Below are 25,677 nucleotides of genomic sequence, written 5' to 3'. Positions count from 1 at the left end.
TGCCATCCCGGTTCTTTTCCATTCCGTTAATGAGACTTCTCTTATTATCACGTCAGCCAGTCGTTGCTGTTTGGCCTTTTTTATTCAGCGATATCCACAACGATTTTTTCTGCTACACCGATTGGTGGCAGACTGCGTGTCAGCTTTGGCCCGTAGAACGCAAACACGTTCATGTCAGCCTTCAAGTCTTGCGGTTTGAGTGCTTTGTTGTCCTTGGCATTAACGATGATCGTCTTGTCATTAATGATCAGCGCTACTTTTTCCGGAGAGGTCGCTGTCAGACCGCGTCCTTCTACCAGCATTTTATAGGTGCCTTGCTGGTCAGGCTCGATGCTGACTACTTTACCTGTTGTCCCTACTACTTCCGCAGATTCCAGGCTGCTTTTGACAACAATGCTGAGCGCGCCTGTCTGCGGTGGCCGGCTCATCGCCATGAAATTATGGTGTGTCGCTTCTACTTCCATGCCAAGCTTCAAGTCTTCCGGCTTCAGCTCTTTGCCCGCAGCGTCGGTAATTTTGGTTTCCGCGCTGATGTGCAGGATGATTCCTGTCTCATATCCATTCAACGCAATGGAAACTTTGCCATCGTCTGTTTTGTTGATCGTCGTGATCGTGCCAGTACGCACTGGCGCTTTTTCTGCCTCTTCGTCCACTACCGTCACCGCACTGTCTGTCACATTGACTTTTGCTTGCAGGATTTCATCCACGAAAGCGACTGGAACATAGGTGCTGCCGTTTAGGAGAAGCGGCTTTGCTCCGAGTGTCTTGTACATTTTCGCAAACGGGTAGCGGTCCTCCCCGGCTTTGGCGTAGCTCGCGATCGCGCCTTTTTGCACTTCCGCTGCCTTCAGTTCGTTGTTCCAGCTTACTTTGTACCCAAGGGATTCAGCTACCGGACGCAGTGGAACCAAAACGGTTTGTTGCTCTTTATCAAAAATCGCGGCTTGCTCAAGCGCGCTTCCGTTTACATTGACCGACAGTTTTTTTACTGGTTCGGAGGCAGCCGATACGATATTCGTTCCCAGCACGGCCAAAGCCGCCAATGTCATCATGCCTGTACGAATTTTTTTCATGCTGCATTCCTCCAATGCTTGTTTTGTACTTGATTTGTGCTTCTATTCATTTCATTGGACGGAATAGTTTTTGATACGTTTCAACAAACTATTGATTGACGCTTGTCGTTATTTCTTCCCCTTCCAAGAAATAATAAAAAAGACAAAAAAGCTGATCCCGGTTAATAAATGTATTGCGAAATTAAGATATGTCTCGGTGGTCACATTTCTAGAAGGTATAATTCCTACTGTGTTTGGTGGATTTAGTCGAAAATAAAGACTTGCTACAGCAGATATTATAATAAATACGGATAATACTACCCCGAGCAAAAACTTATTCATAAATTACTTCTCCCACTAAAAATTAATGTTCTCGAGTTGAGTCCATATAATTGTGTAAAAACGGAGTCTCTTTGAAAAAAAGAGAGCCATTTCAAAAACCCTCGGGCAGAATGAAGTTGACCACAAAACATTCCAGGAAAGGGGGATTTTGAAAATGGCTCACTATCAGATTACTGTAGATTCGCAACTTTTGCAGCAGCTTTTTCTCGGAATTCGCAGGATTCAGGAGCGGCCAAACTGCCGCCCCTCTTCCATTATGGCTGATGTATCATCTGCTCATTTCTCGGCATCGGTACGTCCGGTTTGCCGGCGGGATTGTTGTAGAGATAATCGGGCACCTTGCCGACGATCAACGCTTCCGTAATCGGGATTTGCGTCGTCACGGTCCGCTGCTCCGTGGCAAACGGGATGACGATCCTGAGGTCCACCTCCACCCAAATGTAGACGGTGATTAGCACCATGTTGATCCCCGCCTGTTTCAGTCCGGTCTCCAACCGGGTTTTGACCGATCCGACCGGCACAAACGAGACGGGAATCTCCGGTCCGAAGTGCTCCAGAAAGACGTTTTTCGTGGCCAGCCCCAGCGGCACCGTCACCACGACGTTCTCTTCCTCAAACTCTTTCAGCCGGGCTTGAATGCGGGAAGTGGTCTCCCCCACAATCCGCGCATACTGCTTGAAGTTGAAATTCACGGCCAGGATGTTTCCGTCACTGTCCTTTTCCAAAATGACAATGTCGTCGAAATCGATCCCTTGCTGTGTCAGCCGCTTGGTCACCGCATCGCTGATGGCCAATTTTGCGATCTGATCCGTTTTTTGCGCGGCAATCAGCATCAGAGTCGGCTCAATCCGCCGTTCGACGATCACAAACAGCACCAAGAGGCCGGCCATCACGGCCAAAAGCGTCGCGATCAGGCGACGGCCCCGTCGGCGCCACCCGCCTTTCCTGTAGCCCCACACGTCGTTCTCTCCCGCTATCCGACATGCTTCTCAGGAACGGACCGCCCTCATCGACCGTTCTGCCGTGCTCCGCGGCCGGCCGCTCCGCAGCGCCCCGCCAATGCCCGCGACAAACGTTGGCACGCCTGCTGCCACGAGGATCAGCGCCCAATCGCGGAAAGACAGATCCGTGGTCTTAAAGATCGGCTGAAGCGCATCAATGTAGACCACGCCCAGCACCAGCAGCACGGATGAAAGGACCGCCCAGACGAGGAACTTGTTCTCAAAGATGTTGCGATGAAACACGCTGTATTGGCTGCGGCAGTCAAACACGTGAATCAGTTGGGCCATCACCAGGGTGACAAACGCGACTGTCTGCGCATGCACCAGATCATCGGGGTTTTCCCGGAGCGTCAACCAGAAAGACAGCAGCGTCATGCCCCCAATCAGGAAGCCGCGGCTGATGATCTTCCACCCGAGTCCCCGGCCAAAAATGTTCTCATGCTTGTGGCGCGGCCGCTGATACATCGTGTCCGCTTCCGGCGGATCGACGCCCAGCGCCATGGCCGGCAGACCGTCGGTGACGAGGTTGACCCACAATATCTGAATCGGCACCAACGGCAAGGGCATTCCGAGCAGCATGGCAAAAAACATGACGAGAATCTCCCCGACGTTGGAGGCGAGCAGATAGCGGATAAATTTGCGGATGTTGTCGTAGATGTTGCGCCCTTCCTCCACGGCGGCGACAATGGTGGCAAAATTGTCGTCCCGCAGCACCAGATCGGCCGCTTCCTTGGTCACATCCGTGCCGGTGATGCCCATGGCGATGCCGATGTCAGCCGTCTTGACAGCCGGTGCGTCGTTTACGCCGTCCCCGGTCATCGCGACGACGTGGCCTTTGCTTTGCAGGGCGCGGACAATCCGCAACTTGTGTTCCGGCGAGACGCGCGCGTACACGGCGACCTGTTCCACGATCTCAGCCAAACGCTCGTCGCTCATGTTGTCCAGTTCGCGCCCTTCCATCACCTGGCCGTACCCGCGCATGAGACCGATCTGCCGGGCGATCGCTTCTGCCGTCACCCTGTGGTCGCCGGTGATCATCACCGTCTTGATCCCCGCCTGATGGCACAGGTCGATGGCCGACTTCACTTCTTCGCGCGGCGGGTCGATCATGCCTGCCAGACCGACAAAGACGAGGCCGCTCTCCAGCACCCCCAACGGATGTCCCGGCCGATACCCCTGCAGTGTTTTGTAGGCGAATGCCAGCACCCGCAGCGCCTGCGACGCCATCTCTTCCGTCTGGTTCAGCACCTGATGGCGAAGCGACGCACTCAGCGGCTGCACCTCTCCGTTCCAGAGGATGTGGCTGCAGCGGGCCAGCACCGCTTCCGCCGCTCCTTTGGTCAAAAGCGTGAAGCCGCCGTCCGCACCTTTTTCCACCACCGACATCATTTTGCGCTCGGAGTCAAACGGCAGCTCCTCCACGCGTGTCTCCTGCTGTCCGCTTTTCACGCGTTCCGCGCCCTGCCCTTTGGCGGCCAGCACCTTGAGCGCTCCCTCCGTCGGGTCGCCCACCACCTGCCACCGGCGCTCCGTTTTGCCGATACCGAGCAGCTTGCGCGTGTCCTCGCAGGACAGCCGGGCGTTGTTGCAGCGATCGGCGATCCGCAGGATGTAGGACAGCCCTGCGTCGCGGGCAGGAGACACCTGCCGACCGCCCAGGAGAAACACCCCCTCCGGTTCGTAGCCGCTGCCTGTCACCTCGTAGACTGTATTGCTGTGCCACACCCGGGTAACGGTCATTTTATTCTGCGTCAGTGTCCCGGTTTTGTCGGAGCAGATGACGGAGGCGCAGCCCAGCGTTTCCACCGACGGCAGCTTGCGAACGATGGCATTGCGCTTGATCATCCGCTGAACGCCCAACGCCAGCGCGATCGTGACGATAGCCGGCAGTCCTTCGGGAATCGCCGCGACTGCCAGGCTGACTCCGGCAAGGAACATGGTAAACAGGTCGTGCCCGTGCCATACGCCTGCCCCAATGACGACCAGTGTCAACAGGACGGCGACCACCACGAGGATTTTTCCCATTTGTTCCAGGCGGTGCTGCAGCGGGGTCCCCATCTCCTCTGCCGCGTTCATCAGATGGGCGATCTTGCCGATTTCCGTTTCCATCCCGGTAGAGACCACCACTCCCCGTCCGGTCCCTCCCGTCACCATCGTGCCCATGAACGCCATGTTTTTCTGATCGCCCAGCGGAATGTTCTCCCCGCCCGCCGGAGACAGCGTTTTGGCCGTCTTGCCGGCCGGCACCGATTCCCCGGTCAGCGCCGACTCTTCGATCTCCAGTCGGTTGGCTTCAAACAGCCGCATGTCTGCCGGCACCCTATCCCCCGCCTCCAGCAGCACCAGATCGCCCGGAACCAGCCGAGATGCGGGAATCATGTGCACCTGACCGTCGCGCACCACCCGTGCCATTGGGGATGCCAGTTCTTTGAGCGCCTGCAGCGAACGCTCCGCCTTGGCTTCCTGGATGAAGCCCAGCAACCCGTTGATGAAAATAATGGCGATGATCGTGATGGCGTCGAGGTACTCGCCCAGCGCGTACGAAATCAGCGTGGCGCCAAACAAGATCAGCACCATGAAATCCTTGAACTGGTCGATCAGGACAGTGAACAGCGGCTTTCGCTTCGTGTCCGCCAACTGGTTGGGGCCATAGCGGGACAGCCGCCGCTTTGCTTCTTCTTGCGACAAACCGCGGTCCGCGTCGCTGTCAAGCACATCTGCCACATTCGCTGACGTCAGCATGTACCATTTTTGATTCGGCTGTGTGTCCACCTGAATCTCCTCCATCCCCTACGCTTTCATCTCATATGTATGCTGACGAGCCTCAAAATAACCCACTCGTCCATCGCCGGCCTGATCGGCCCCTTGAGATGAAGTCTGTCAGCAGGTGTCCACTGCGGCCGGTCACCCATGTCCGCCGTCGTTTTCGCCATAAAAAACCCCGTCCTCCATTTTGGGAAGGACGGGGTGTATCTCCCGGACTATGTGATGCTCTTGGCCAATCCGATACAGATCAACAGGATCGGCGGCAGCCAGGTCAGGCGAGAAAGCCAGCGGGTTTGACCGGCGCGGCGGCCCAGGGCGATGCCCAAGGCGAGCAGCGCGGCGCTCATGACCGCGATGCACAAGGCGACCGACAGCGGCGGATAGCCGAAAAACGCCAGGCTGATGCCGGCGCCAAACGCATCCAGCGACAGCGCCAGGCCCAGCATGACCGCCTCCCAGCCCATGATGTGGCCGGAGCGGTCTGCGTCCGCCCGGGACGGGTCCCGCAAAATCTGGATGATCAATCCAAACGCGCGAAACTGGGAAACCAGCGCCTGCTCGGCTTCCTTTTGACGATGGTCGTCGTCCTGACTGGTGCTGTCGGCACGGGGAGAGAACAGCCGCCACAGCGTGAACAGCCCCAGCCCCACCAACACAGCCGCCCCCACCCGTTTGCCCCACTCCGGGGACAGCCAGAACGTGAGGGTGGACCCGACCGTCATCACCGCGTAGACGACGGAAAACGAACAGCCTGCCACGACGACAAGCGAGAGAAACGGCATCCGCATGTTCCGAAGTCCGTACGTCATCCCGACGCTGACACTGTCCATGCTGATCGCCAGGGAGACAAGAAGGAGCGAAAACCAGCCGCTCAATGGAGTCACCTCTTTTCCCTTGCCTTCTACTTATACGCCACAGGCTTATCCATTGTGCGGGGCTTCGCTCCGCTTCCGATATTGATCGACCGGTTACCGTTTCGCCAGATATTTGCGAATGTCAAAGGCGACTGCGGCCACGATAATCAATCCCTTGATAATCAACTGCCAGTACGGATTGACGCCGATGAAGGTAAGACCGTAGTTGATCACGCCAAAGATGAGCACCCCTGCCAGAACGCCTTGCACTGTCCCGATACCGCCCGACGTGGAGACTCCCCCCACGACGCAGGCAGCAATCGCATCCAACTCGTACATGTTGCCGTAGTTGTTGGTAGCCCCGCCTGTTCTCGCTGCTTCGAGCACCCCTGCCAGACCATACAGCGCCCCGGCGATGGCGTAGATGATGATCAGGTTCAGCCCCACGTTGATGCCCGATACGGTCGCCGCCTGCATGTTGCCGCCGATCGCGTACATGTTTTTACCTAGCCGGGTCTTGTTGAAAATCACCCATACCAGAATGGACACGACGATCGCAATAATGACAATGTAGGGAATCGAGTAGGGTCCGGAACCGATGTACCCGGTGCCGAGTTGGCTGAAATCCTGCCGCAAGCCGCCAATCGGCTGCGATTCGTTTGGCTCCATGTCAAAGTAGATGGAGTTTGCCCCGTAGACGATGACCATGGTGCCCAAGGTGGCGATAAACGGCGGGACGCTGAACTTGGCCACGATCACCCCGTTGATCAGCCCCACGACAAGACCCGCCAAAATCGCCAGGAGCACAGGCACCACCAGCGGCATGTCAGGCAGATCCGGAAAGAAGCGGCGCGGATAATCCTGCATTTGCAGCATGGAGGCAGACAGCACCGCCGTCAGTCCCACTACGCGTCCCGCCGAGAGATCGACGCCCCCCGTGATCAGCACAAACGCCGCGCCCAGGGCAATGATTGCCCGGGTGGAAGACTGCAGCAAAATGTCGCGAATGGTGGTCACAGATAAAAATTGGCTGTCGTAGATGGCAATTCCCACGATTAGCGCCACCAGCACGATGTAGATAGCGTTTTGCGTGCAAAATTCACGTATGGATGTCGCTTTCAGTTTACTCATGGTTTCTCTCCTCCTCTACCCCGCCATGTACGCTGTAGCGAGGCGCATCACCTGTTCCTCTGACGCCTCTTTCCCGTCGAGAAAACCGGAGAGGCGCCCTTCGCACATGACCATGATCCGATCCGACATACCCAGAAGTTCAGGCATTTCGGAAGAGATCATGATAATGCTCTTTCCTGCTTTGGCCAATTCGGCAATAATGGAGTAGATTTCGTACTTGGCTCCGACGTCGATCCCCCGCGTCGGTTCGTCCAGCAGCAGAATGTCCGGCTCGGTCAGCAGCCAGCGGGCCAGCAGCACCTTTTGCTGGTTTCCGCCGGACAGATTTTTGATCTGCTGCTTCAGGGAGGGCGTTTTTACCCGAAGCAGTTCAATGCTTTTGCTCGCTTCTTCCTTCCGCTTTTTCTCGTCAAGCAGCAGATAAGGCTTCTCATACCGGGACAGGTTGGCGATGAGAGCGTTTTCCAGGATGGACAGCACCGGAAAAATGCCGGTGACGCGCCGCTCCTCCGTCAAAAGCGCCATCTTGTGTTTTTTGGCCTCGATTGGCGATTTGATTTTCACCTCTTTGCCGTGGATGAACATCCGTCCCGACGAGACTGCCCGCAGCCCGAACAGCGCCTCGACCAGCTCCGTCCGCTGCGAGCCGACCAGCCCGCCGATCCCCAAAATCTCTCCTTTTCTCAGCTCAAAGGACACGTTCTTGAAGGAATGGGCATGCGGCGATGTCAACCCCTCCACCTTCAGCACCACGTCTCCCGGCACATTCTCCCGCTTGGGGAAACGCTGGGTGAGGTCGCGGCCGACCATGCGCGATATGATCAGGTCGGTGGTCAGCTCCTCTGCCGGCCATGTGCCGATCAGCTTGCCGTCCCGCATGATCGTCACCTCGTCAGAGATGCGCAGGATTTCCTCCATCTTGTGGGAAATGTAAATGATCGCCACGCCCCGGCTCTTCAGCTCGGCGATGATCCGGAACAACTGCTCCACTTCGTTGCCCGTGAGCGATGAGGTCGGTTCATCCATCACGATCACGCGGGAGCGGTAGGAGACCGCTTTGGCAATCTCCAGCGACTGCACCTTGGAGACGGACAGGTTTTTCACAACCTCTCGGGGATCCAGTTCCAGGCCCAGATCGGCAAACAGCGCCTTTGTGTCTTGGTACATCTTTTTCTCGTCGACAAATGCGAACGGGCCGAATTGTTTGACCGGGAACCGACCGAGCCAGATGTTTTCCATTACGTTGCGATACGGAACGGGGTGAAGCTCCTGATGAATCATCGCGATGCCATTCTCCAGCGCATCCTTGGCGTTGTTGATCACCGCCTTTTTGCCGTCAAGCAGAATCTCGCCCCCGTCCGGCTTGTAGATGCCGAACAGGCACTTCATCAGCGTCGATTTTCCCGCACCGTTTTCCCCCATCAGCGCGTGAACAGTGCCGGGCCTTACCCTCAGCGTAACGCCGTCCAGTGCCTTGACCCCCGGGAATTCCTTGGAGATGTTGATCATTTCCAATACATAACCGTTATTCGTCATGGCATGTCCCTCCCCCGCTAGTCTTATATGGAATGTAAAGAAGACTTGGCGATTGCCAAGCCTTCGGGCACCGGCAGAGAGTCTTATTTCGCCTCGTCCATGTTTTCCTTGGTGATTTTCTTGTACGGAATCCAGACGTACTTGCCGTCAGTAATCTCGTACCCGGTGTTTTCTTTGGTCGGCGTTTGACCTTGCGCCAGCACGGCGGCGATGTTGAGGGTGGCTTGCCCCTGGTTTTTCGCGTCGTTCAGGACGGTACCCAGCAGCGTGCCGTTTTCCAGCTCCTTCAAGGCCGGTGCCGTCGCATCCACGCCTACGACAGGGATGTACTTGTTGTCCTTGAAGTACCCGGCCGCCTTCAACGCCTCAATCGCGCCAAGCGCCATGTCGTCGTTGTTGGCAAGTACGGCTTCAATCTTGTCTCCCGCAGAAGCGAGGAACGCCGCCATTTTTTCCTGGCCTTTCACGCGGTCCCACATCGCCGTGTCTTCCGCCACTTTTTCCACCTTGATCCCGGCGTCCTCAATCGCCTTCACCGAGTACTTGGTTCGCAGTTCGGCATCCTGATGCCCCGGTTCTCCCTTCAGCATGACGTACTGCAGGACGCCGTCCTTGTTCTTGTCCGCTTCGGGATGGGCTTTCCAGTAGTCGGCAATGATCTGACCGGCAATGGTACCGGACTCTTCCGCCTTGGCCCCGACGTAGTACACCTTATCCCATTTCTGCATGTCCTCCGGCATCGGTTCCCGGTTGAAAAAGACTACCGGAATGTTGGCCTGCTTGGCTTTGTCAATAATGACGCCGGCAGCAGTGCGGTCAACCGGGTTGATGGCCAGCGCGTTGACCTTTTTGGTGATGAACAGATCCACCTTGTCGTTTTGCGTCGGCTGGGAGTTTTGGCTGTCGACGATGTCGACCTGGGCCTTCCCTTCCGCGCTTTGGGAGATGGCGTTGCGCACGCCTGTCATGAACGTATCGTCAAATTTGTAGATGGCGACACCGATTTTGGGAGTGGAAGCACCTCCTCCTCCCTCGCCTGCTGTCGGCTGGGAGCCGCCTGATCCCGAACATCCGGCAATGGAAAGGGCCAGCACGGCCGCTGTCGCTGTAGAAACAAACTTGTTCATCTGAAATCCCCCTTTTCGAGCTCTATGGTGGTGCCCACTGTTCCAATGTAAGCGATTGCAAACGAAAAATTAATAAAAAATCATGTGATTTTCTATCAAAATTCTCAGGAAACTTTTCGACAAAAAAAAAAAGCGGAGCCGTTCCTCCCGCAGTCACACAGGCAATACTCTGATCAGCTTGCAGCGCAGTTTCTGGAGATCGTGATAATGCCGTCTTTCTGATATTTACATCATCTCCGGCATTGGAATGGAGGGATTCATGTAGATTAAAGTTCGCCTCCCTTTCACCCTCGCCCCCAAGGGCGGGCGGCCAGCGCAGCACGCTGGACCGCCTAGAAAAGCGCCCATTCCCGAATCGCACGAGCGACGCCGTGCTGATCGTTGGTGTCGGTCACGACAGCGCTGGCCCGCTTGATCTCGTCCTCGGCATTTCCCATCGCGACGCCAAGGCCGACGATGCGCAGCATCGACAAGTCGTTGAAGCTGTCACCGATGGCCATCGTCTCCTCCAGGGCAATGCCGAGTCTGTCCGCCAGTTCCCGCAGCGCGATTCCCTTCTGCGCAAGCCTGTGCGTGACTTCCAGGTTGTTTGCTGCCGACGAACTGACGGCCAGCTCGTTCACGGCTGCCAGTCTGCGGGACACACGATCCAGCTTTTGCCCCTCCCTGGAGAAGACCATTAATTTGTAGAGGTGCTCGCCGGATCGGCCGAGCACGGACGCGTACGAGTCCACAGGGGCGAGTTCCCCGGCGGAAAAACGACGCTCATGCGCTGCACGGATCGTCTGTTCATCCGTGCCGGGAAACGCGCTTTGGATAAACGCACGCAGGACGGCAAACGCCTTATCGCGGTCGTTCGTAAACGTCCCCCGATTCGTGTACAGTTCGTAATACATGTCTTCCTGCCGCAGGATAGCCTCCGCTTCCTCATACGTCTGCGGGGGGATCGGCATACTTCGGACGATCTCCCCGGTTTCGCTCCGCACCTCCGCCCCGTTCACGCAGATGACCGGACAGGTGATGCCGGCTGCCGCAAGCGGCGGCAGGGCTTCTTTGTACGATCGGCCGGTCGCTACAACCACTGTGATGCCGCTGCTCTGTGCTTGTTGAACCGCCCGGGCGTTTTCTGCACTCACCTGGTGCTGCCTGTTCAGCAGGGTCCCGTCCATATCGAGCGCGATAAGCTTTACCCGGCAGCGTTTCTCGGCATTGGTCACGGTATTCGTCACCAGTCGTCCCCCCTTAACCGGCGAAGTAAAAGACAGCCGATTCGTACGGCCGCAGAGACAGCGAACGGACGTCAAGCCCCGTGTCCCGGTAGTTGGACAACAGCAGGGTGGGCTCCCCTGCCAGACGAATATCGTCGGGCAGCGCAAAAGACGTCTCGCTGGCGTAGAAGTTGTTTACCACCAGGAGGGTTTCGTTTCCGTACGTCCGCAGATACGCAAAGATTTGCGGATGATCGTCCAGAATCATCCGAAAATCGCCGTACGCGATGACATCATATGTCTTCCGCAGCTGGATCAGCTTTTTGTAGTGGTAAAAAACGGAGTCCTCGTCTTCAAGCGCGCGCTTCACGTTGATCTCCTTGTAGTTCGGTGCCACGTTGATCCAGGGGGTTCCCGACGTGAACCCGGCATGCGGACTGTCATCCCACTGCATGGGCGTGCGCCCGTTGTCCCGTGATTTTTGCTGCAGAATGGCCAGGATTTCCTGCTCCTGCTTCCCTTGCTCCTGAAGCTGGCGGTAGGCGTTGATCGACTCGACATCCCGGTACGCGGAAATCTCGTCAAAATAGGGGTTGGTCATGCCGATTTCCTCCCCCTGGTAGATGTACGGGGTGCCCTGCATGAGGTGAATCGTGGTCGCCAGCATTTTCGCCGATTCCCGGTGATACTCCCGGTCGTTTCCAAATCGGGAGATCGCCCTCGGCTGGTCGTGATTGCACCAGAACAGCGCATTCCAGCCTCCGCCGCTCTGCATGCCGTACTGCCACTCGCCGAGGATTTTTTTCAGTTGGAGAAAGTCAAAGTCGGCCAGCGCCCACTTCTCTCCATTGGGATAATCCACCTTGAGGTGGTGGAAGCTGAACACCATGTTCAGTTCGTGTTCGTCCGGCCGGGTATACTTCACGCAGTTTTCGATCGAGGTGGACGACATCTCGCCCACGGTGAGGAGGTCAGGCTTCCTGGCGAACACGTGACGATTCATCTCTTTCAAAAACTCGTGAATCCGCGGGCCGTCCGTGTAATACTTGCGGCCGTCGTCCATCGGCGTCTCCAGCGTGTCATCGGGAAAACGCTGGTCTTTGGAGATCAGGTTGATCACATCCAGGCGAAACCCGTCCACGCCTTTGTCCAGCCAGAAGTTCATCATTTCGTAGACCTGCTGGCGCAGTTTGGGGTTTTCCCAGTTCAAATCCGCCTGGGTGACGTCGAACAGATGCAAATAGTACTGCCCCGTGGTCTCGTCGTACTGCCAGGCGCTGCCGCCGAACTTGGAGCGCCAGTTGTTGGGCGCACCGCCGTTTTTCCCGTCCTTCCAGATGTAATAGTCGCGGTACGGGCTCTGTTTGGAGCTGGACGCTTCACGAAACCACGGGTGTTCGGTCGAGGTGTGGTTCACGACTATGTCCATGATGACCCGGATGTTCCGGGCATGGGCCTCCTGCAGCAGTCGTTCGAACGTTTCCATCGTACCGTACGCGGGATTGATATCGCAGTAATCGCTGATGTCGTACCCGTTGTCTCTCTGCGGCGACGGGTAGATGGGGGTCAGCCAAATCACGTCGACGCCCAGTTCCTGCAGGTAATCCAGTTTTTCGATGATTCCCTGCAGATCGCCGGTACCGCTGCCGGTGGTATCCATGAAACTTTTCGGATAGATTTGATACACGACCGCCTTTTTCCACCATGGTTTCGCCATTGTTGATCCACTCCTTTTCCATAATGGGCAATAGCAACCAATCTGCCAAAACCCCCTGCAGATCGGTTGCTATGCTCACCATCTCTCTCTTTTTGTTATTGTGTTTTCCTCGTTTTCCCCACCAGGAACGTCAGTGTGAAGGGCACCACCAGCGCGACTGCCATGCCGAGGAAGAATGCTCCCCAGTGTTCAGGAAAGATCGAGAGAAAACCGGGAAGCCCTCCCACGCCGATCGACGCGGCTTTTACCTTGCTCAGCGTGAGAATGACAGCCCCGATGGCCGATCCGATCATCGCGGACACAAACGGGTACCGGTAGCGAATATTGACGCCAAACATGGCGGGTTCGGTGATGCCCAGGAAGGCGGAGACGGCGGAGGTCAGCGACATGCCTCTCAGCTTTTCCTCCCGGGACACGAACATCATTGCCAGGGCTGCAGACCCTTGGGAGATGTTGGACAGCGCGAGCATCGGCCACAGGAATGTGCCGCCGGTGCTGGCGATCAATTGCAAATCTACGGCAAGGAAGGTATGGTGCATGCCGGTTACGACCAGCAGCGCATAGCATCCGCCGTAAAGCAATCCGCCGAGGATGCTGAATGCGTCAAACAACGAGACGAATCCGGACGTGAGCCAATTGGCCACTCCAAACGTCAGCGGTCCGATCACGGTAAAGGACAGGAAGCCCGTCACGAGCAGGCTGATGGGAGCCACCAGCAGCAGCCGAAACATGTCGGGAATCCGCTTGGTCAAAAACGTTTCCACTTTGGCCAGCACGTAGGAAGAGATCAGCACCGGCAGCACCTGTCCCTGGTAGCCGATTTTGGCGATCTCCCAGCCAAACAGATTCCAGTACGGCACTGTTCCATCCGCTACTGCCTGGGCATAACCCCACGCGTTCAACAAATCGGGATGGATCAGCATCAGACCGAGGACGATACCCAGCAGTTCACTTCCGCCGAAACGCTTGACGGCAGACCAGCCAATCAGGCCCGGCAGGAATACAAACGCCGTATTGGCAATAAGATTAATGATGCCCGCAAAATCTTTCCACTGCTGGTGAACGTCGACGAGCGACGCGTCGGGGTAGAAGATTCCCTTCCCGGTCAGCACGTTGTTGATCCCCATGAGCAGACCCGCCGTCACAATGGCAGGAAGGAGGGGAATGAAGATATCGCCCAGCGTTTTCACAGCTCGCTGGAACGGATTCAATTTTTTAACAGCCGCTTCCTTGGTCTCCTGCCTGGTGGCGCCTGTGATGTCAGCGATGTTAAGCAGCGCGTCGTACACCTTGTTGACCAATCCCTGGCCGATGACCACCTGGAATTCACCGTTCGAAGAAAACGAACCTTTGACGATTCCGATTGATTCCAGCAGCGTCTTGTCGACTTGCCCTTCATCCTTCAAGACAAACCGCAACCGGGTGACGCAGTGGGATACAGCTGCGATGTTGTCCCGGCCGCCTACAGCCTGGAGTATCTGCTCTACTTCCCGCTTGTTGATCTCCATGGGTCCCCCTCCTGTAATCGTTTTCATTCAAATCATACACTTGTTTAAACAAGTACGTCAATACTTGTTTAAACAAGTAAGCATGTGCAAAAAAAAAGAACGCCTTATCGGCGTCGGGCAAAATCCGTGAATTCAAACCGGTCCGGCCTGTGCCGGGATTCGGTGTATTCAAACAACGTGCCGTCGTGCAGGTGGACAAAGTTTTTCACCACCGCCACCAGGTTGTACCCTTTTACATCCAGATGGGCTTTGTCGAGGGCGGTAACCGGCTCCACGTGAATAATCCGCCGGGCAAACCCGATTTTTGCGCCCAGCTTGTCTTCCAGGTATTCGTAAATGGACTGTTCCGCAATCTCCCGCGTCAGGTCGCGAACGATATCTTTTCGGAAGTAGTTGATGTCAAAAATAATGCGCTCGTTTTTCAAGCTGCGCACGCGAAACAATCGGTACGCTTCCTGTCCAAGGGGCAATTTGGTTTTCGCCTGCAGCGGCTTGTCTATGGTGACGACCTCAAACAGCGGAACGGTCGTGACAAAGGCTTGCCCGCTGCTTTCACTCGCTTCCTTGAAGCTGACCAGACCGCCAAACGAGAATGTGATCAAATTCGCATCCAGTACAAACACGCCCTTGCCGTGAACGCTGTTGACGAATCCTTCCTTCGCCAGCAGATCAAGCGCCCGCCTTACGGTGCCCCGGCTTGTCCGATATATCCGGCAAAACTCGTTTTCCGAAGGCAGCTTTTCCCCGGGCGGGTAGGTCCCATCCAGTATCTGTTTTTTGATGTCTTCGTATATTTCCGTGTACCTCTTGTTCATCTGCTGCCTCCTGTGCTTTTGCGGTGACCTTTTCTCTCTATTACATCTGATTTCGCCCGCCGACGCAAAGTCCTGCTTTCCCGTCTCCCCTGATTGCGCTTATCCTGCGCGATTGATCGGTCGAGGCTCGTCATCTTCCCGCCAGCGGATCGCGGTCTCTCACTTGACAAACGGAAACAGCAGCTTTTGGTTTTCCGACCAGAACATGTTGTCCATGTCGATGATTTTCGTTCCCGTATCGATACGGGAAGGGACGTGCAAGCCATTCATCGCCTCCACCGCGTGCTTGACGCCCAGGTAGCCCATGCTGAACGGATTCTGCATGATCGTAGCCTGGATCACACCCTCCTGAATGTACGCCAGCACGTCAGGCGGGCTGTCGATGGCTACCACTTTCACCTTTTCCGCCAGTCCTTTACTTTCAATCGCCTGGGCGGCGCCGAGCGCGGCGACGGCGTTAAGCGCAACGATGCCGTCGAGCGAATGGGAGTCGATCATCCTTGCGGCCAGCTCACTGGCCTGGTTTTGATCAGAAGCGCCCTCCCTTGCCACGATCGTTACCCCCGGATAGTGGAAGATCGCCTCCAGCAGTCCCTTTTCCCGCTGGGCGGTGTTTCCCCCGCCCAGGACGGCGATCCTGCCATGTGTTCCGACCAGTTCAATCAGCTTCTCTCCCGCTCGTTTGCCCGAGTCAACATGATCGGTGCCAATCCAGCTGACCACCCCCGGCCCCGTCAGTTCGGAATCGATGATCAACACGGGGATGCGCTGTTCCTTTGCCCTTGACGTGGCTTCGTCCAGGACCTGTTGGCTGTCGGGTGCGATCACCACGGCAGCTGTTCCGTCCGCAAACGCCTGCCGGACCTGCGCCAACTGCCCCTTCACGTCTTCTTCGTAGTCGGGGGCGTAGAAATTGACGTTGACGCCAAACTCTCTGGCGGCCATCTCCGCCCCCCATTTTACCGTCCGCCAATAATCCCCGTGCTTCATCCTGACGATGAGCGCCACGTTCTTCTGTTTGACCTGGTCGGCGGCTGGATCGGCGCAGGCACCCAGGACGGCAGCCGCCGCCAGCAGCAGATACACGAATGTTCGCCATGCCTGTTTGCTTGACTGGTGCATTCCTCTTCACGTCTCTTCCGTTATCATCGGTATTCGTATGGTCACGGTGGTACCGGTCTCCTCATCGCTTTCGATGGAAAGACCGTACGCTTCGCCAAAAAACAGCCGGATGCGCTCATGCACATTTTTGATGCCGACGCCCGACCCATCCTTGCTTTTGATTTGGCCGGAACCGATCTGCTCCAGCACGTGGGGCGGGATGCCCAGCCCGTTGTCCCGCACCCGGAACAGGATGTCACCGTCCGACCGTTCCGCCGACACGGTGATCTTTCCCTGATCCGCCAACGGCTCGATGCCGTGGTAAATCGCGTTTTCCACGATCGGCTGCAGCAGAAGTTTCAGCGTCTTGCAGGGAAGCACCTCGTCCTGGGCTGTGATTTCATAGGTGAATTTGTTTTTGTACCTCATTTTTTGGATGACCAGATAATTCCGCACGTGCTCCAGTTCTTCCTGAACGGTGATGATGTTTTTCCCTTTGCTGAGGCTGATCCGAAACAGTTTGGAAAGCGCGGTAATGGTGGTGATTACGTCTTCGTTTTTGCCGATCCCCACCATGCGCACGACCGAGTTGAGCGTATTGTACAAAAAGTGCGGGTTGATCTGCGCCTGCAGCACTTCCAGCTCGCTTTTCCGCTTGGCTTCCTGCTCCCGGATGATTTGATCCATGAGCTGCCTGATGCGGATCACCATGTGGTTGAAGCGGCGCGAGAGCTGCTCCACCTCGTGACTGCCGCGAACGGCCAGGTTGACCGTAAAATCCCCCTTCTCCACCTGCTGCATGGAGCGTTCCAGATTGCGGATCGGCCGGGAGATGGCAGCGGAGATATAGGTGAGGACAAACACCACCACGGCGATGACGACAACCAGCAGCCAGAAGATAAACCCGCTGATCTCCTTTTTGGTGGTGGCGATCTCGTCCATGTACGAGACGCCGACGATTTTCCAGCCGATGTCATCCAGCGTCTTGATCGTGACCAGCCGCCGCTCCCCGTCGGACTCGTCCACGTAGCTGCCGTACGAGTTTTTCAAGGCAATGGCCCGATTCTCGTTTTTCAATCCGACGTAGATCAGCTGCTGCTGCGGATGGTAGACGATGTTGCCGGCCAGGTCGATGATGTAGACATACCCTTTTTTGCCCAGCTCCACCCGCTGGCAGAGGTCGTCAATTGTTTTGAAATTGACGTCCACGAGCAGGATCGCGTCCTCCCTTTCGCCGTTCTGGGAGACCGAGATGCCCCTGCTCATCGAGACCACCCACTTGTACTCACCTTGAAACAGGTTCTGAATGTGCGGAAGCGAAAAGGAAATGTGGCCGGGGTCTTTCAACGCCGCCTGAAACCAGCTCTGTTCCTGCAGTCTCGTGTTTTTCCGCATCGCCGCCTGCGGATACGCGGCGATCAGTTCGCCCTCCCGTGAAAACACGGCCACCGAGACAAGATCCTCACGGGTTTCCAGAATCGTCCCCAACCGTTCCGTCAGCTTGTCGTCCGGCACGTTCTCGCTTCGGCGGATCTTCTCTGCGGCCAGTTCAAAAATCTCCTTCATGCTGTCCAGGTAGCTGTTCAGATTGAAGCTGACCTGGTCGATCATTTGCTGGGTGTGCAAAAATGCATTTTGTTCCGCTGTTTCGGAAAATTTGCTGTACAGCATGACGCCGACAAAGAGCATGACCGCGACGGTCACCAGCGTAAACGAGGCCGTGATGATAAACTGAATGCTCTTCATCTTCACCATTTGAACCAGCGCGTTAACCGGATTTTTCATCGTACCCCTCTGGCCATGTTTTTGTACTCCTTGGGAGACATGCCCCATTTCTTGCGGAAGCAGAAGCTGAAGTAGTTGGGGTCGGTATACCCGACTCGTTCTGCGATCTCAAAGGTTTTCAGGTCGGTCGTCAGCAGCAGTTCCTGGGCCGCTTCCATTCTCACCTGCAGCAGAAAGTTGACGAACGTCGTATTCATCTCCTTTTTGAAAATGCTGCTGAAATACCCCACGCTGATGTGAAGCTGCCTGCACACTTTGTGGATCGAGATGTCGCTTTCGTGGTAGTGGTTTTTGACGTATTCGACGGCCTGGGCGACGAGCCGTTTGTAGGAGGACTGCCTGACGCTGGCGATGCTGTTCATCATGCCCAAGCAGATGTGCAGCAGCCTGTCCTTCGTCTCCTGCAGCGTTTGGGCCTTGTGGATGTCCGTAATCCAGTGAAGATGTTCGCCAAAGACGCGCTCCGGCTCCAGATTGGCCCCCTTGGCCGCCTTCAGGATGGCGGTCAGAATCTCCAGCAGGTAAATGTGATAATCCTTGATGGACACGCGGGCATCGGCAACTTCGGCAAACAGCTCATCCAGGATGTCCCTCAGTTCCCGTGGCGTCCCCACCTTCAGACAGCGGATCAGCGCATGCTCTTTTTGCTCGTCGAAGCGGACCTTTTCCACGCAGCGCTTTTCCACGTCATCGACGCAGATGACCCGGTTGTTTCCGAGCACGACCCTGTAGTCGAGCGCAGCAACTGCATCCTCGTAGGAAAAGGAAAGGTCAGCCAAGTCGCCGGTGACCGTCCCGATCCCAGCTGTTACTGTGAATTCGCAAAATTTTTCAACGAATTGCCGCGCTTCTTCCAGCACGGCCGTCGTTTTCCGGAGGATCGCCTCCCGCTCGCGCTCCTGGTGAACGGCAATCAGGACTACGTGGTCGTTGTTGGTGAAGACAATCCCCAGACGGTGCTTGTCGACCACTTCCTGCACGATGTTGCGGACGGAGAGCAGCAGCAGTTCCCGATCCGTTCCCCTCGTCTGACGGCTGGGCGGCGGCGCAAAGTGATCAGCCGCATGTTCGTCGACACCGGGCCGGTCGATGCTGACGGCGCCGACCACAAAGCCGTTTCCCTCCAAATCGATCTGGTACGCGTGCGCCTTTTCCCGGATGTCGGCTGCAGGCAGCCGGCGGGTAATCAGCGACGTCAGAAACACTTCCCTTAGCACCGGCAAGCTTTTTTGATAGTGCTCCTTCAACAGGCGAATGTTTTTCTTCTCGGCGGCTTCTTGGTCAAGCCGCGCCCGCACTTTCAAAAGGGCGTCGATCAGTTCACCCGCAGAAAACGGCTTGAGCACGTATTCGTCGATCTGCAGCTTGACCGCTTTCCGCGCGTATTCAAACTCGTCGAAGCCCGTCAGAATCACGATTTTGACGGTGGGATACCGCTCTTTGACGACGGCGGCCAGCTCCAGCCCGTCCATAAACGGCATCTTGATGTCGGTGACGACGATGTCCGGTACGCTTCTCTCCATCTTCTCCAGCGCATCCTGGCCGTTTTCAGCCGTTCCGATGACCGCGAACCCGTAAGCCTGCCAGTCAACCTCGCGGATAACGCCTTCCCTTACGTCTTCTTCGTCGTCAATCAGCAGCAGTGTGTACATGCTTCTTCCCCCCGGTTACATATTTACTCCAGGCGGGCTCGGACTCCTCCCGGGCGGACAAGAAACAGGGCTTTCGACCGAAGCCCTATGCGTATCGTCCATGTCGTTTTCCCCTTCCGTGATTCCGCACGCCAACACGAAAAAACCACCGCCTCCCCGGTAAGGGAAACGGTGGGCGCACTGTAATTACAGTTCGTCAAAGCCGTCAAAATCGAAATCCAATCCCGCTTCTTCAAACATGTCACCGGCCGACTCTCCGATCTCCTCCATGACCTCGCCCAGCAGCATGCCGCCCAGGAAACCGGCCGCCATGCCGCCGATCATGCCGGCCATGCCATGGCCGTGGTGACCGTAGTGTCCCTGGTGACCGTGCGGCGGCTGACCGTAGGACGCCATCGACACGTACGGAATCGCCTGCGGATTTTCCGCATAGGTGCGAAGCGTATCCAACAGGAAACGGGAAAGCTCCTCTTCCCGGTCGGCTGCCAGCAGGTCCTGCGGCACGACGATCTCCGCCTTGCGCTCCATCTCTCCGCCGAACCTGCCGGGAACAGCCAGATCCAGCTCCGTCAACAGGCGCAGCTCACCCGGTGTGGAGAGGAAGACGACCTCCAGTTCCTTGAGCGGGATGTCCAGCGGCCGTCCCGTGAAAAACGAAAACTCCTGACCGTACGGCGTGAGCTTGCCGGAGTCGGGCTTTTGCCGCAGATCGAGGCGGGCCAGTGCATTCAGCACGCGTTCCACCGGTTCCGGCGGCAGCACCTGCACCGGATCCAGGTCGGTCGGGTCAAGCGCCCGTTCCACATCCAGCTTGGTGTGCAGGTAGTACTGAACGGACGGTGTCGACACGGCCAACCCTGCCGGCAGTTCAAAGGCAAACGGAATCTCCTGCACAAAGGGCTTCGGCTGCACGGTGAAGCTGCGGCTGACCGGGTACGTATGCACCGGACGCGTTACCTCCTGCCCCCGCACGTTCACCTTCATCATCAGCAGGACGCTCAGTTCGGAGATGCGCTGTTCCACGCTGCCTCCTTCGATGCGAATCGCGCCCGTGATCGTCTCTCCCAACCGGTAGGCAGGGCGATCCAGCCTAAGATCCACTGTCGCCGCTCCCACTCCCAGTTTGGCCATCAGCTTTTTCAGCAAGACCCTTTCCCCCTTTTATATAAGCAACAGTTTATATTTATATCGTATCAGATCCAGAGGGGGTTTTGCGAGCAGCCAGTGCGCGGCCAAGCAGCCGAACCAGTCGGCTGGCCTGCTCACCTGTCACGTCCCGCAATGCGGAAAATTCCGTCACATTTACCCCGACGACGCGCGGATCGGCCAGCACAGTGCTCAGCAGTTCCTCCGTCTGCGCCAGCGACAGGCCGGTTTCGCTCGGTGAATAGGCGGCTGCCATTGCCTCCTTGTGCATCACGTCGACGTCAAAGTGGACGAGGATATGCGCATCAGAAGGGATCGCCTGCAAGACGTCGGCTGCCAGCGGGCCCGGTCCCCGTTCACACAACTGATCAAGCGTGACGATCTCTACTCCTAAGGTCTCGTCCGGCATCTGCTGGCACCCCAATACGGCGATGCGGTCCGCTGTCCATCCGGTCTCCTCGATCCAGACGCCGCCGCCCTGCAGCAAAAACCACAGGCCCATGCCGGCTGCTCCGACACAGCGGGAGGCTGAGGGCACCCTCGCGTCAACGTGGCCATCCAGCACCAGGAGGTACACCTTGTCTCCATAGACGTCGCGAAACGCTTGCGCCGTCCCGACGATCACGCTGCAGTCGCCGCCGAGAAACAGGGAAAATTGGTCGCGGCCAAAGCAGCCGCGCGCCTCTTCGCGCAGCAGGTCCCAGACCATGCGCGGCGCCGGCCAGTTGCGAACAGGCGGAACGTTGTGCCGCGGCAGATAAGCGGGAAGGACGAGATCTCCCCGGTCGGTTGCCGGTATACCCTGCTCCTGCAGAACGGTCATCAAACCCGCCGCCCGCAAAGCGGCTGGCGCCAGTTCCGTACCGGAGACATAGGCGCCGGAGTAGATGGGAATGCCTGTTATCGTTACATTCACCGCGCTCCCTCCTTAAATCAAGCTGCTTCCATTTTATCACAGCCTGATTTTCCCATCCCGGATCGTGTTCGCCAGCCGAGGGGCACTGCCGCCAGGTGTCAGACTACATCGTATCCCTGGTCTTCGATCGCTTCCTTGATCGCCTCCAGCGTCAGGGCGTTCTCGTCATAGCTGACCTCCACCGTTTTGGCGGCCAGATCCACTTTTCCGGATGCGCCCAATTCCTTCAGTGCCTTTTCAATCGCGTTGACGCAGTGATTGCACGACATTCCTTCCACGCGCAGCGTTACGTTTTGCATGTTGATCGCTCCTTTTTTCCTGTTTTCTGTATGCTTTCTGTCCGCCTGCCGCCGCCTCTGCATTTCACGGGACCGGATGCAGGCGGGGTGGTGAATGCCGGTCGGGCCGCAGACCTACGAGCCGCGATTACGTTTAACCGGCTGACTGTGAGGCGGAATGATCCGCCGCCGCTGGCCGGTCTCAGCTGCGGCTTACTGCGCGGCAGGGACGGCCGGCTGATTCAGGGAGTGGTTCTCCTGCTGCTGATGCGGAGCTTCTCCTGGAGTTGCAACCGCTTCGTACAGCAGGTAGCCGCCGATGACGAGTAAAAGGTACACGACGCCGGAAAGCGCCCATGCAGCTGTGCGGCTCATCTCATCGCCCCTTCGTTTCTTGTGATTCCAGGTTCCAGTTTGACGCGCTGCAGGCGCAGGGCGTTAAGCACGACCGACACCGAGCTGAAGGCCATCGCCGCTCCGGCCAGCCAGGGCGCGAGGAAGCCCAGCGCCGCCACAGGGATGCCCAGCGTGTTGTAGGCAAAGGCCCAGAACAGGTTCTGCTTGATGTTGCGGATGGTTTTGCGGCTCATCAGGATCGCGTCGGCTACGCCGTTTAGATCGCCGCGCATCAGGGTAATGTCTGCCGCCTCCATGGCCACGTCCGTTCCGGTGCCGATCGCCATCCCGATGTCGGCGGTGGCCAGTGCGGGCGCGTCATTGATCCCGTCGCCCACCATCGCTACCCTGCGGCCCTGCTGCTGCAGCTTTTTCACTTCGTCCGCCTTTCCTTCCGGCAGCACTTCCGCGATCACCCGATCGATTCCCGTCTGGCGGGCGATCGCCTCCGCCGTCTGCCGATTGTCGCCGGTGATCATGACGACCTCCAGTCCCATCGCCTTCAAGCGCTGCACCGCCTCGCGGGACGTCGGCTTGATCGTATCGGCCACCGCCACCAGCCCGGCCAGCCGGCCGTCCACGGCCACCAGCATTGCCGTTTTGCCCTCCTGCTCGAGCCGTGCCATTGCCTCCGCCGCCTGGTCAAACGGGATCTGATGCCTGTCCAGGAGACGTCGCGTCCCTACCAGCACCTCCCTGCCGTCTACTGCGGCGCGAATGCCAAACCCGGGAACCGCCTCAAACGTGTCGGCGGCTCCGCTCAGCGTGACGCCCCTGTCGACAACGCCCTTGACGATCGCCTGAGCCAGCGGATGCTCGGAGTGTTTCTCCGCCGCTCCCACCAGCGCCAGCAGCTCCGCTTCCTCCATCCCGTAGGCCAGCACGTCAGTCAGCGCCGGCTCCCCTTTCGTCACCGTGCCCGTTTTGTCCAGCACGATCACATCCAGTTTGTGGGCCGTCTCCAGGTGTTCACCGCCCTTGAACAAAATCCCCAGTTCAGCGGCTCTGCCCGATCCGGCCATGATCGAGGTGGGCGTCGCCAGCCCCAACGCGCACGGGCAGGCGATCACCAGCACGGCAATGCCTTTCTCCAGCGCGGAGGCGAAGTCCCCCGGCGTCACCAGCAGGTACCAGACGGCAAAGGTAACGAGCGCGATGCCGACGACGACCGGCACGAAGATGCCGGAAATGCTGTCAGCCAGCCGCTGAATGGGCGCTTTGGAGCCCTGCGCCTCTTCCACGACCCGGATGATCTGGGCCAAGGCTGTCTCCTTGCCCACTTTGGTCGCCCGCACTTTGAGAAAACCGTGTTTGTTCAGCGTGGCGCCGATGACCTCGTCGCCCGCCGCCTTGTCGACAGGAACGCTTTCACCGGTCAGCATCGATTCATCGACCGCCGACTGTCCCTCCAGCACGATGCCGTCAACAGGCACCTTTTCCCCCGGCTTCACGTGGATGATGTCGCCCGGACGCACGTCTTCCACCGGAATCGTCAGCTCCTCGCCGTCACGGACCACCACGGCCGTCTTCGCTCTCAGACCCATCAGCTTGCGAATCGCCTGTGACGAACGCCCCTTGGCCTTTGCCTCAAACAGCTTGCCGAGCAGAATCAGCGTAATCAGCACGGCGCTCGTCTCAAAATAGAGCTCCGTCATGTGCGCCCCCGACCCGATGGAGCGAACCGCCAGGTAGAGACTGTAAAAGTAGGCGGCCGATGTGCCCAAGGCGACCAGCACATCCATGTTGGCGCTGCCGTTGCGCAGTGCCTTGTAGGCGCCGACGTAAAACTGCCGGCCGACGATGAACTGCACCGGCGTCGCCAGCGCCAACTGCACCCACGGATTCATGAACATCTCCGGCAGCCAGATGAACGAAGTGAAGGAAAAATGGCTGACCATCGCCCACAAAAGGGGGAGGGAGAGGATCAGGGAAAAGAGAAACTTCCCGGTTTGCCGGTCGATTTCCTCCGCCCGGCGGTCAACCGTCTCCGCATCAGTCTGATCGTCCTTGGCAGCCGCTTGATACCCCAGCTTTTCCACCTGACGGATCAGGTCGTCCACGCCGACCTGCCCCGCGTCGTATTCCACGGTGGCTGTCTCCATGGCCAGGTTGACGTTTGCCTCCAGCACCCCGGGCAATTTGTGCAGCCCTTTTTCGATCCGGGCCGCGCACGCCGCGCAGGTCATGCCGGAAATCGAAACCGTCGCTTCTTTTATTTTCGCGCTCATCGCGTCTTCCTCCGCATCAAGATACCCATGAGGGGTATATTTTTGGTAGTATTCCCTCCAAGGCTCCTGTTTATTACATGCCCATTATATAATACCCCGGGTGGGTATATCAAGCACTTGCGCTAACATCTTCTGCCAAAAAAAGGCGCCGTCCGTTTTTGGACAGCGCACAATGGCGGCCGCTGTTATTGCGGGCCGTTTCAGTTTTTCTTGGCGTGATAGGCGACGGCAATCTTCGCCGCCACTTCCGCGTTGTGTTTCACCAGAGCGATGTTGGTCTGCAGGCTCTTGCCGGCCGTCAACTGTTTGACCCGGTCGAGCAGGAATGGTGTCACTTGCTTTCCGGTGATGCCCTTTTCCTTGGCTTCCGCCAGCGCTTGCTGGATGACGGCTTCGATCTCGCGGTGATTCAGCGCATCCGCTTCCGGCACCGGATTGGCGATGACCAGACCGCCGTTCAGTCCCAACTGCCACTTGGTGTCCATCAGCGTCGCCACTTCCTCCGGCGTGTCCAGGCGGAAATCGACACCAAAGCCGCTCTCGCGGGCAAAGAAGGACGGGAACTCGACCGTGCGGTAGCCGACCACCGGCACACCTTGCGTCTCCAGGTATTCCAGCGTGCGGCCCAGGTCGAGAATCGACTTGGCTCCGGCGCAGACGACGGCCACGTTGGTTTGGGCCAGTTCGGTCAGGTCAGCGGACACGTCCCAGGTGATCTCCCCTTCGCGGTGCACCCCGCCGATGCCGCCGGTGGCAAACACGCGGATGCCGGCCAACTGCGCGGCGATCATCGTAGCGGCTACAGTGGTGGCGCCGATTTTGCCGCTCGCCAGAATGTACGGAAAGTCGCGGCGGCTTACTTTTTCCACCGATTTGTTGGTGGCGAATTCCTCCAGTTCGGCCTCGGTCAGCCCGATCTTGATTTTTCCGTTCATGATCCCGATGGTGGCCGGCACGGCGCCGTTGTCGCGGATGATGCGCTCCACTTCTTTGGCCATTTCGATGTTTTGCGGGTACGGCATGCCGTGTGAGATGATCGTCGTCTCCAGCGCCACGACCGGCTGGTTGTTCTCCAGCGCGTGACGCACTTCTTCCGTGCAGGTGAGATATTGTTTCAT

21 protein-coding genes and 1 pseudogene are annotated in these 25,677 nt (G+C 57.6%); all 22 read right to left on the bottom strand.

Translation table 11 applies throughout. From position 1 onward, the window contains the following. Positions 1–80: 80 nt before the first annotated feature. Positions 81–1,073, bottom strand: coding sequence for a copper amine oxidase N-terminal domain-containing protein (locus tag KDN35_RS14090; protein ID WP_212133029.1), 993 nt, complete (start codon positions 1,071–1,073; stop codon positions 81–83). 575 nt (positions 1,074–1,648) lie between these two features. Continuing rightward, positions 1,649–2,353 carry a sporulation protein YunB gene (gene yunB, locus KDN35_RS14085; protein WP_171566086.1) on the bottom strand — a complete coding sequence of 235 codons (705 nt, stop codon included), beginning with the start codon at positions 2,351–2,353 and terminating at the stop codon, positions 1,649–1,651. Positions 2,354–2,383: 30 nt separating this feature from the next. Then, complete coding sequence (locus KDN35_RS14080) at positions 2,384–5,167, bottom strand: calcium-translocating P-type ATPase, SERCA-type (RefSeq protein ID WP_212133028.1); 2,784 nt, start codon at positions 5,165–5,167, stop codon at positions 2,384–2,386. A 26-nt stretch (positions 5,168–5,193) separates the two neighbouring features. After that, a complete protein-coding gene (locus KDN35_RS20105; RefSeq protein ID WP_256379887.1) occupies positions 5,194–5,328 on the bottom strand; it encodes a hypothetical protein in 135 nt (44 codons plus the stop codon). Between the two features lie 48 nt (positions 5,329–5,376). After that, positions 5,377–6,036 carry a sporulation membrane protein YtaF gene (gene ytaF, locus KDN35_RS14075; RefSeq protein ID WP_171566084.1) on the bottom strand — a complete coding sequence of 220 codons (660 nt, stop codon included), beginning with the start codon at positions 6,034–6,036 and terminating at the stop codon, positions 5,377–5,379. A gap of 93 nt (positions 6,037–6,129) precedes the next feature. Next, positions 6,130–7,146 (bottom strand): galactose/methyl galactoside ABC transporter permease MglC, encoded by a 1,017-nt coding sequence (gene mglC, locus KDN35_RS14070; RefSeq protein WP_212133027.1) that lies wholly within the window; start codon positions 7,144–7,146, stop codon positions 6,130–6,132. A 15-nt stretch (positions 7,147–7,161) separates the two neighbouring features. Next, on the bottom strand, positions 7,162–8,682 hold the full coding sequence (locus KDN35_RS14065) for a sugar ABC transporter ATP-binding protein (RefSeq protein WP_171566082.1): 1,521 nt from the start codon (positions 8,680–8,682) through the stop codon (positions 7,162–7,164). An 83-nt stretch (positions 8,683–8,765) separates the two neighbouring features. Continuing rightward, complete coding sequence (locus KDN35_RS14060) at positions 8,766–9,809, bottom strand: galactose ABC transporter substrate-binding protein (RefSeq protein ID WP_171566081.1); 1,044 nt, start codon at positions 9,807–9,809, stop codon at positions 8,766–8,768. Between the two features lie 22 nt (positions 9,810–9,831). Beyond that, positions 9,832–10,131 (bottom strand): hypothetical protein, encoded by a 300-nt coding sequence (locus KDN35_RS14055; RefSeq protein ID WP_212133026.1) that lies wholly within the window; start codon positions 10,129–10,131, stop codon positions 9,832–9,834. Between the two features lie 10 nt (positions 10,132–10,141). Next, a complete protein-coding gene (locus tag KDN35_RS14050) occupies positions 10,142–11,038 on the bottom strand; it encodes a Cof-type HAD-IIB family hydrolase (protein WP_171566078.1) in 897 nt (298 codons plus the stop codon). A gap of 13 nt (positions 11,039–11,051) precedes the next feature. After that, positions 11,052–12,734, bottom strand: coding sequence for an alpha,alpha-phosphotrehalase (gene treC, locus KDN35_RS14045; protein WP_171566077.1), 1,683 nt, complete (start codon positions 12,732–12,734; stop codon positions 11,052–11,054). Positions 12,735–12,829: 95 nt separating this feature from the next. Continuing rightward, positions 12,830–14,242, bottom strand: coding sequence for a PTS system trehalose-specific EIIBC component (gene treP, locus KDN35_RS14040; protein WP_171566076.1), 1,413 nt, complete (start codon positions 14,240–14,242; stop codon positions 12,830–12,832). Positions 14,243–14,346: 104 nt separating this feature from the next. Further along, on the bottom strand, positions 14,347–15,057 hold the full coding sequence (gene treR, locus KDN35_RS14035; protein WP_171566075.1) for a trehalose operon repressor: 711 nt from the start codon (positions 15,055–15,057) through the stop codon (positions 14,347–14,349). Positions 15,058–15,216: 159 nt separating this feature from the next. Then, a complete protein-coding gene (locus tag KDN35_RS14030; RefSeq protein WP_212133025.1) occupies positions 15,217–16,143 on the bottom strand; it encodes a substrate-binding domain-containing protein in 927 nt (308 codons plus the stop codon). A 42-nt stretch (positions 16,144–16,185) separates the two neighbouring features. Then, positions 16,186–17,943 carry a cache domain-containing sensor histidine kinase gene (locus KDN35_RS14025; protein WP_249179110.1) on the bottom strand — a complete coding sequence of 586 codons (1,758 nt, stop codon included), beginning with the start codon at positions 17,941–17,943 and terminating at the stop codon, positions 16,186–16,188. Beyond that, positions 17,940–19,595, bottom strand: coding sequence for a response regulator (locus KDN35_RS14020; protein ID WP_212133024.1), 1,656 nt, complete (start codon positions 19,593–19,595; stop codon positions 17,940–17,942). Before KDN35_RS14020 ends, KDN35_RS14025 begins: the two co-directional genes overlap by 4 nt. Before the next feature lie 186 nt (positions 19,596–19,781). After that, a complete protein-coding gene (locus KDN35_RS14015; RefSeq protein WP_171566071.1) occupies positions 19,782–20,741 on the bottom strand; it encodes a sporulation protein in 960 nt (319 codons plus the stop codon). Positions 20,742–20,778: 37 nt separating this feature from the next. Beyond that, the gene (locus KDN35_RS14010; RefSeq protein WP_304414798.1) at positions 20,779–21,657 is read right to left on the bottom strand and encodes an arginase family protein; all 879 of its coding nucleotides are present in this window, start codon (positions 21,655–21,657) and stop codon (positions 20,779–20,781) included. 98 nt (positions 21,658–21,755) lie between these two features. Next, complete coding sequence (gene copZ, locus KDN35_RS14005) at positions 21,756–21,956, bottom strand: copper chaperone CopZ (RefSeq protein ID WP_029100895.1); 201 nt, start codon at positions 21,954–21,956, stop codon at positions 21,756–21,758. A 192-nt stretch (positions 21,957–22,148) separates the two neighbouring features. Next, positions 22,149–22,310 carry a hypothetical protein gene (locus tag KDN35_RS14000; RefSeq protein WP_212133023.1) on the bottom strand — a complete coding sequence of 54 codons (162 nt, stop codon included), beginning with the start codon at positions 22,308–22,310 and terminating at the stop codon, positions 22,149–22,151. Further along, positions 22,307–24,604, bottom strand: a pseudogene (locus tag KDN35_RS13995) (heavy metal translocating P-type ATPase); the annotation flags it as partial. The gene KDN35_RS14000 and the pseudogene KDN35_RS13995, both read right to left, overlap by 4 nt. A 155-nt stretch (positions 24,605–24,759) precedes the next feature. Further along, positions 24,760–25,677, bottom strand: coding sequence for a pseudouridine-5'-phosphate glycosidase (locus KDN35_RS13990; protein WP_212133021.1), 918 nt, complete (start codon positions 25,675–25,677; stop codon positions 24,760–24,762).

Origin of the sequence: Brevibacillus sp. NL20B1, from assembly GCF_018195675.1 — a bacterium.
GTDB classification, from domain to species: domain Bacteria; phylum Bacillota; class Bacilli; order Brevibacillales; family Brevibacillaceae; genus Brevibacillus; species Brevibacillus aydinogluensis.
Note: the sequence above shows the minus strand (reverse complement) of the source record. Positions and strands in the feature narration are given on the sequence as shown.

Coding starts and splice junctions, on each gene's coding strand:
- KDN35_RS14090 (WP_212133029.1), bottom strand. CDS start 1,073: ATGAAAAAAATTCGTACAGGCATGATGACATTGGCGGCTTTGGCCGTG.
- KDN35_RS20105 (WP_256379887.1), bottom strand. CDS start 5,328: ATGGCGAAAACGACGGCGGACATGGGTGACCGGCCGCAGTGGACACCT.
- mglC (WP_212133027.1), bottom strand. CDS start 7,146: ATGAGTAAACTGAAAGCGACATCCATACGTGAATTTTGCACGCAAAAC.
- KDN35_RS14065 (WP_171566082.1), bottom strand. CDS start 8,682: ATGACGAATAACGGTTATGTATTGGAAATGATCAACATCTCCAAGGAA.
- KDN35_RS14060 (WP_171566081.1), bottom strand. CDS start 9,809: ATGAACAAGTTTGTTTCTACAGCGACAGCGGCCGTGCTGGCCCTTTCC.
- treC (WP_171566077.1), bottom strand. CDS start 12,734: ATGGCGAAACCATGGTGGAAAAAGGCGGTCGTGTATCAAATCTATCCG.
- treP (WP_171566076.1), bottom strand. CDS start 14,242: ATGGAGATCAACAAGCGGGAAGTAGAGCAGATACTCCAGGCTGTAGGC.
- treR (WP_171566075.1), bottom strand. CDS start 15,057: ATGAACAAGAGGTACACGGAAATATACGAAGACATCAAAAAACAGATA.
- KDN35_RS14025 (WP_249179110.1), bottom strand. CDS start 17,943: ATGAAAAATCCGGTTAACGCGCTGGTTCAAATGGTGAAGATGAAGAGC.
- KDN35_RS14020 (WP_212133024.1), bottom strand. CDS start 19,595: ATGTACACACTGCTGCTGATTGACGACGAAGAAGACGTAAGGGAAGGC.
- copZ (WP_029100895.1), bottom strand. CDS start 21,956: ATGCAAAACGTAACGCTGCGCGTGGAAGGAATGTCGTGCAATCACTGC.
- KDN35_RS14000 (WP_212133023.1), bottom strand. CDS start 22,310: ATGAGCCGCACAGCTGCATGGGCGCTTTCCGGCGTCGTGTACCTTTTA.
- KDN35_RS13990 (WP_212133021.1), bottom strand. CDS start 25,677: ATGAAACAATATCTCACCTGCACGGAAGAAGTGCGTCACGCGCTGGAG.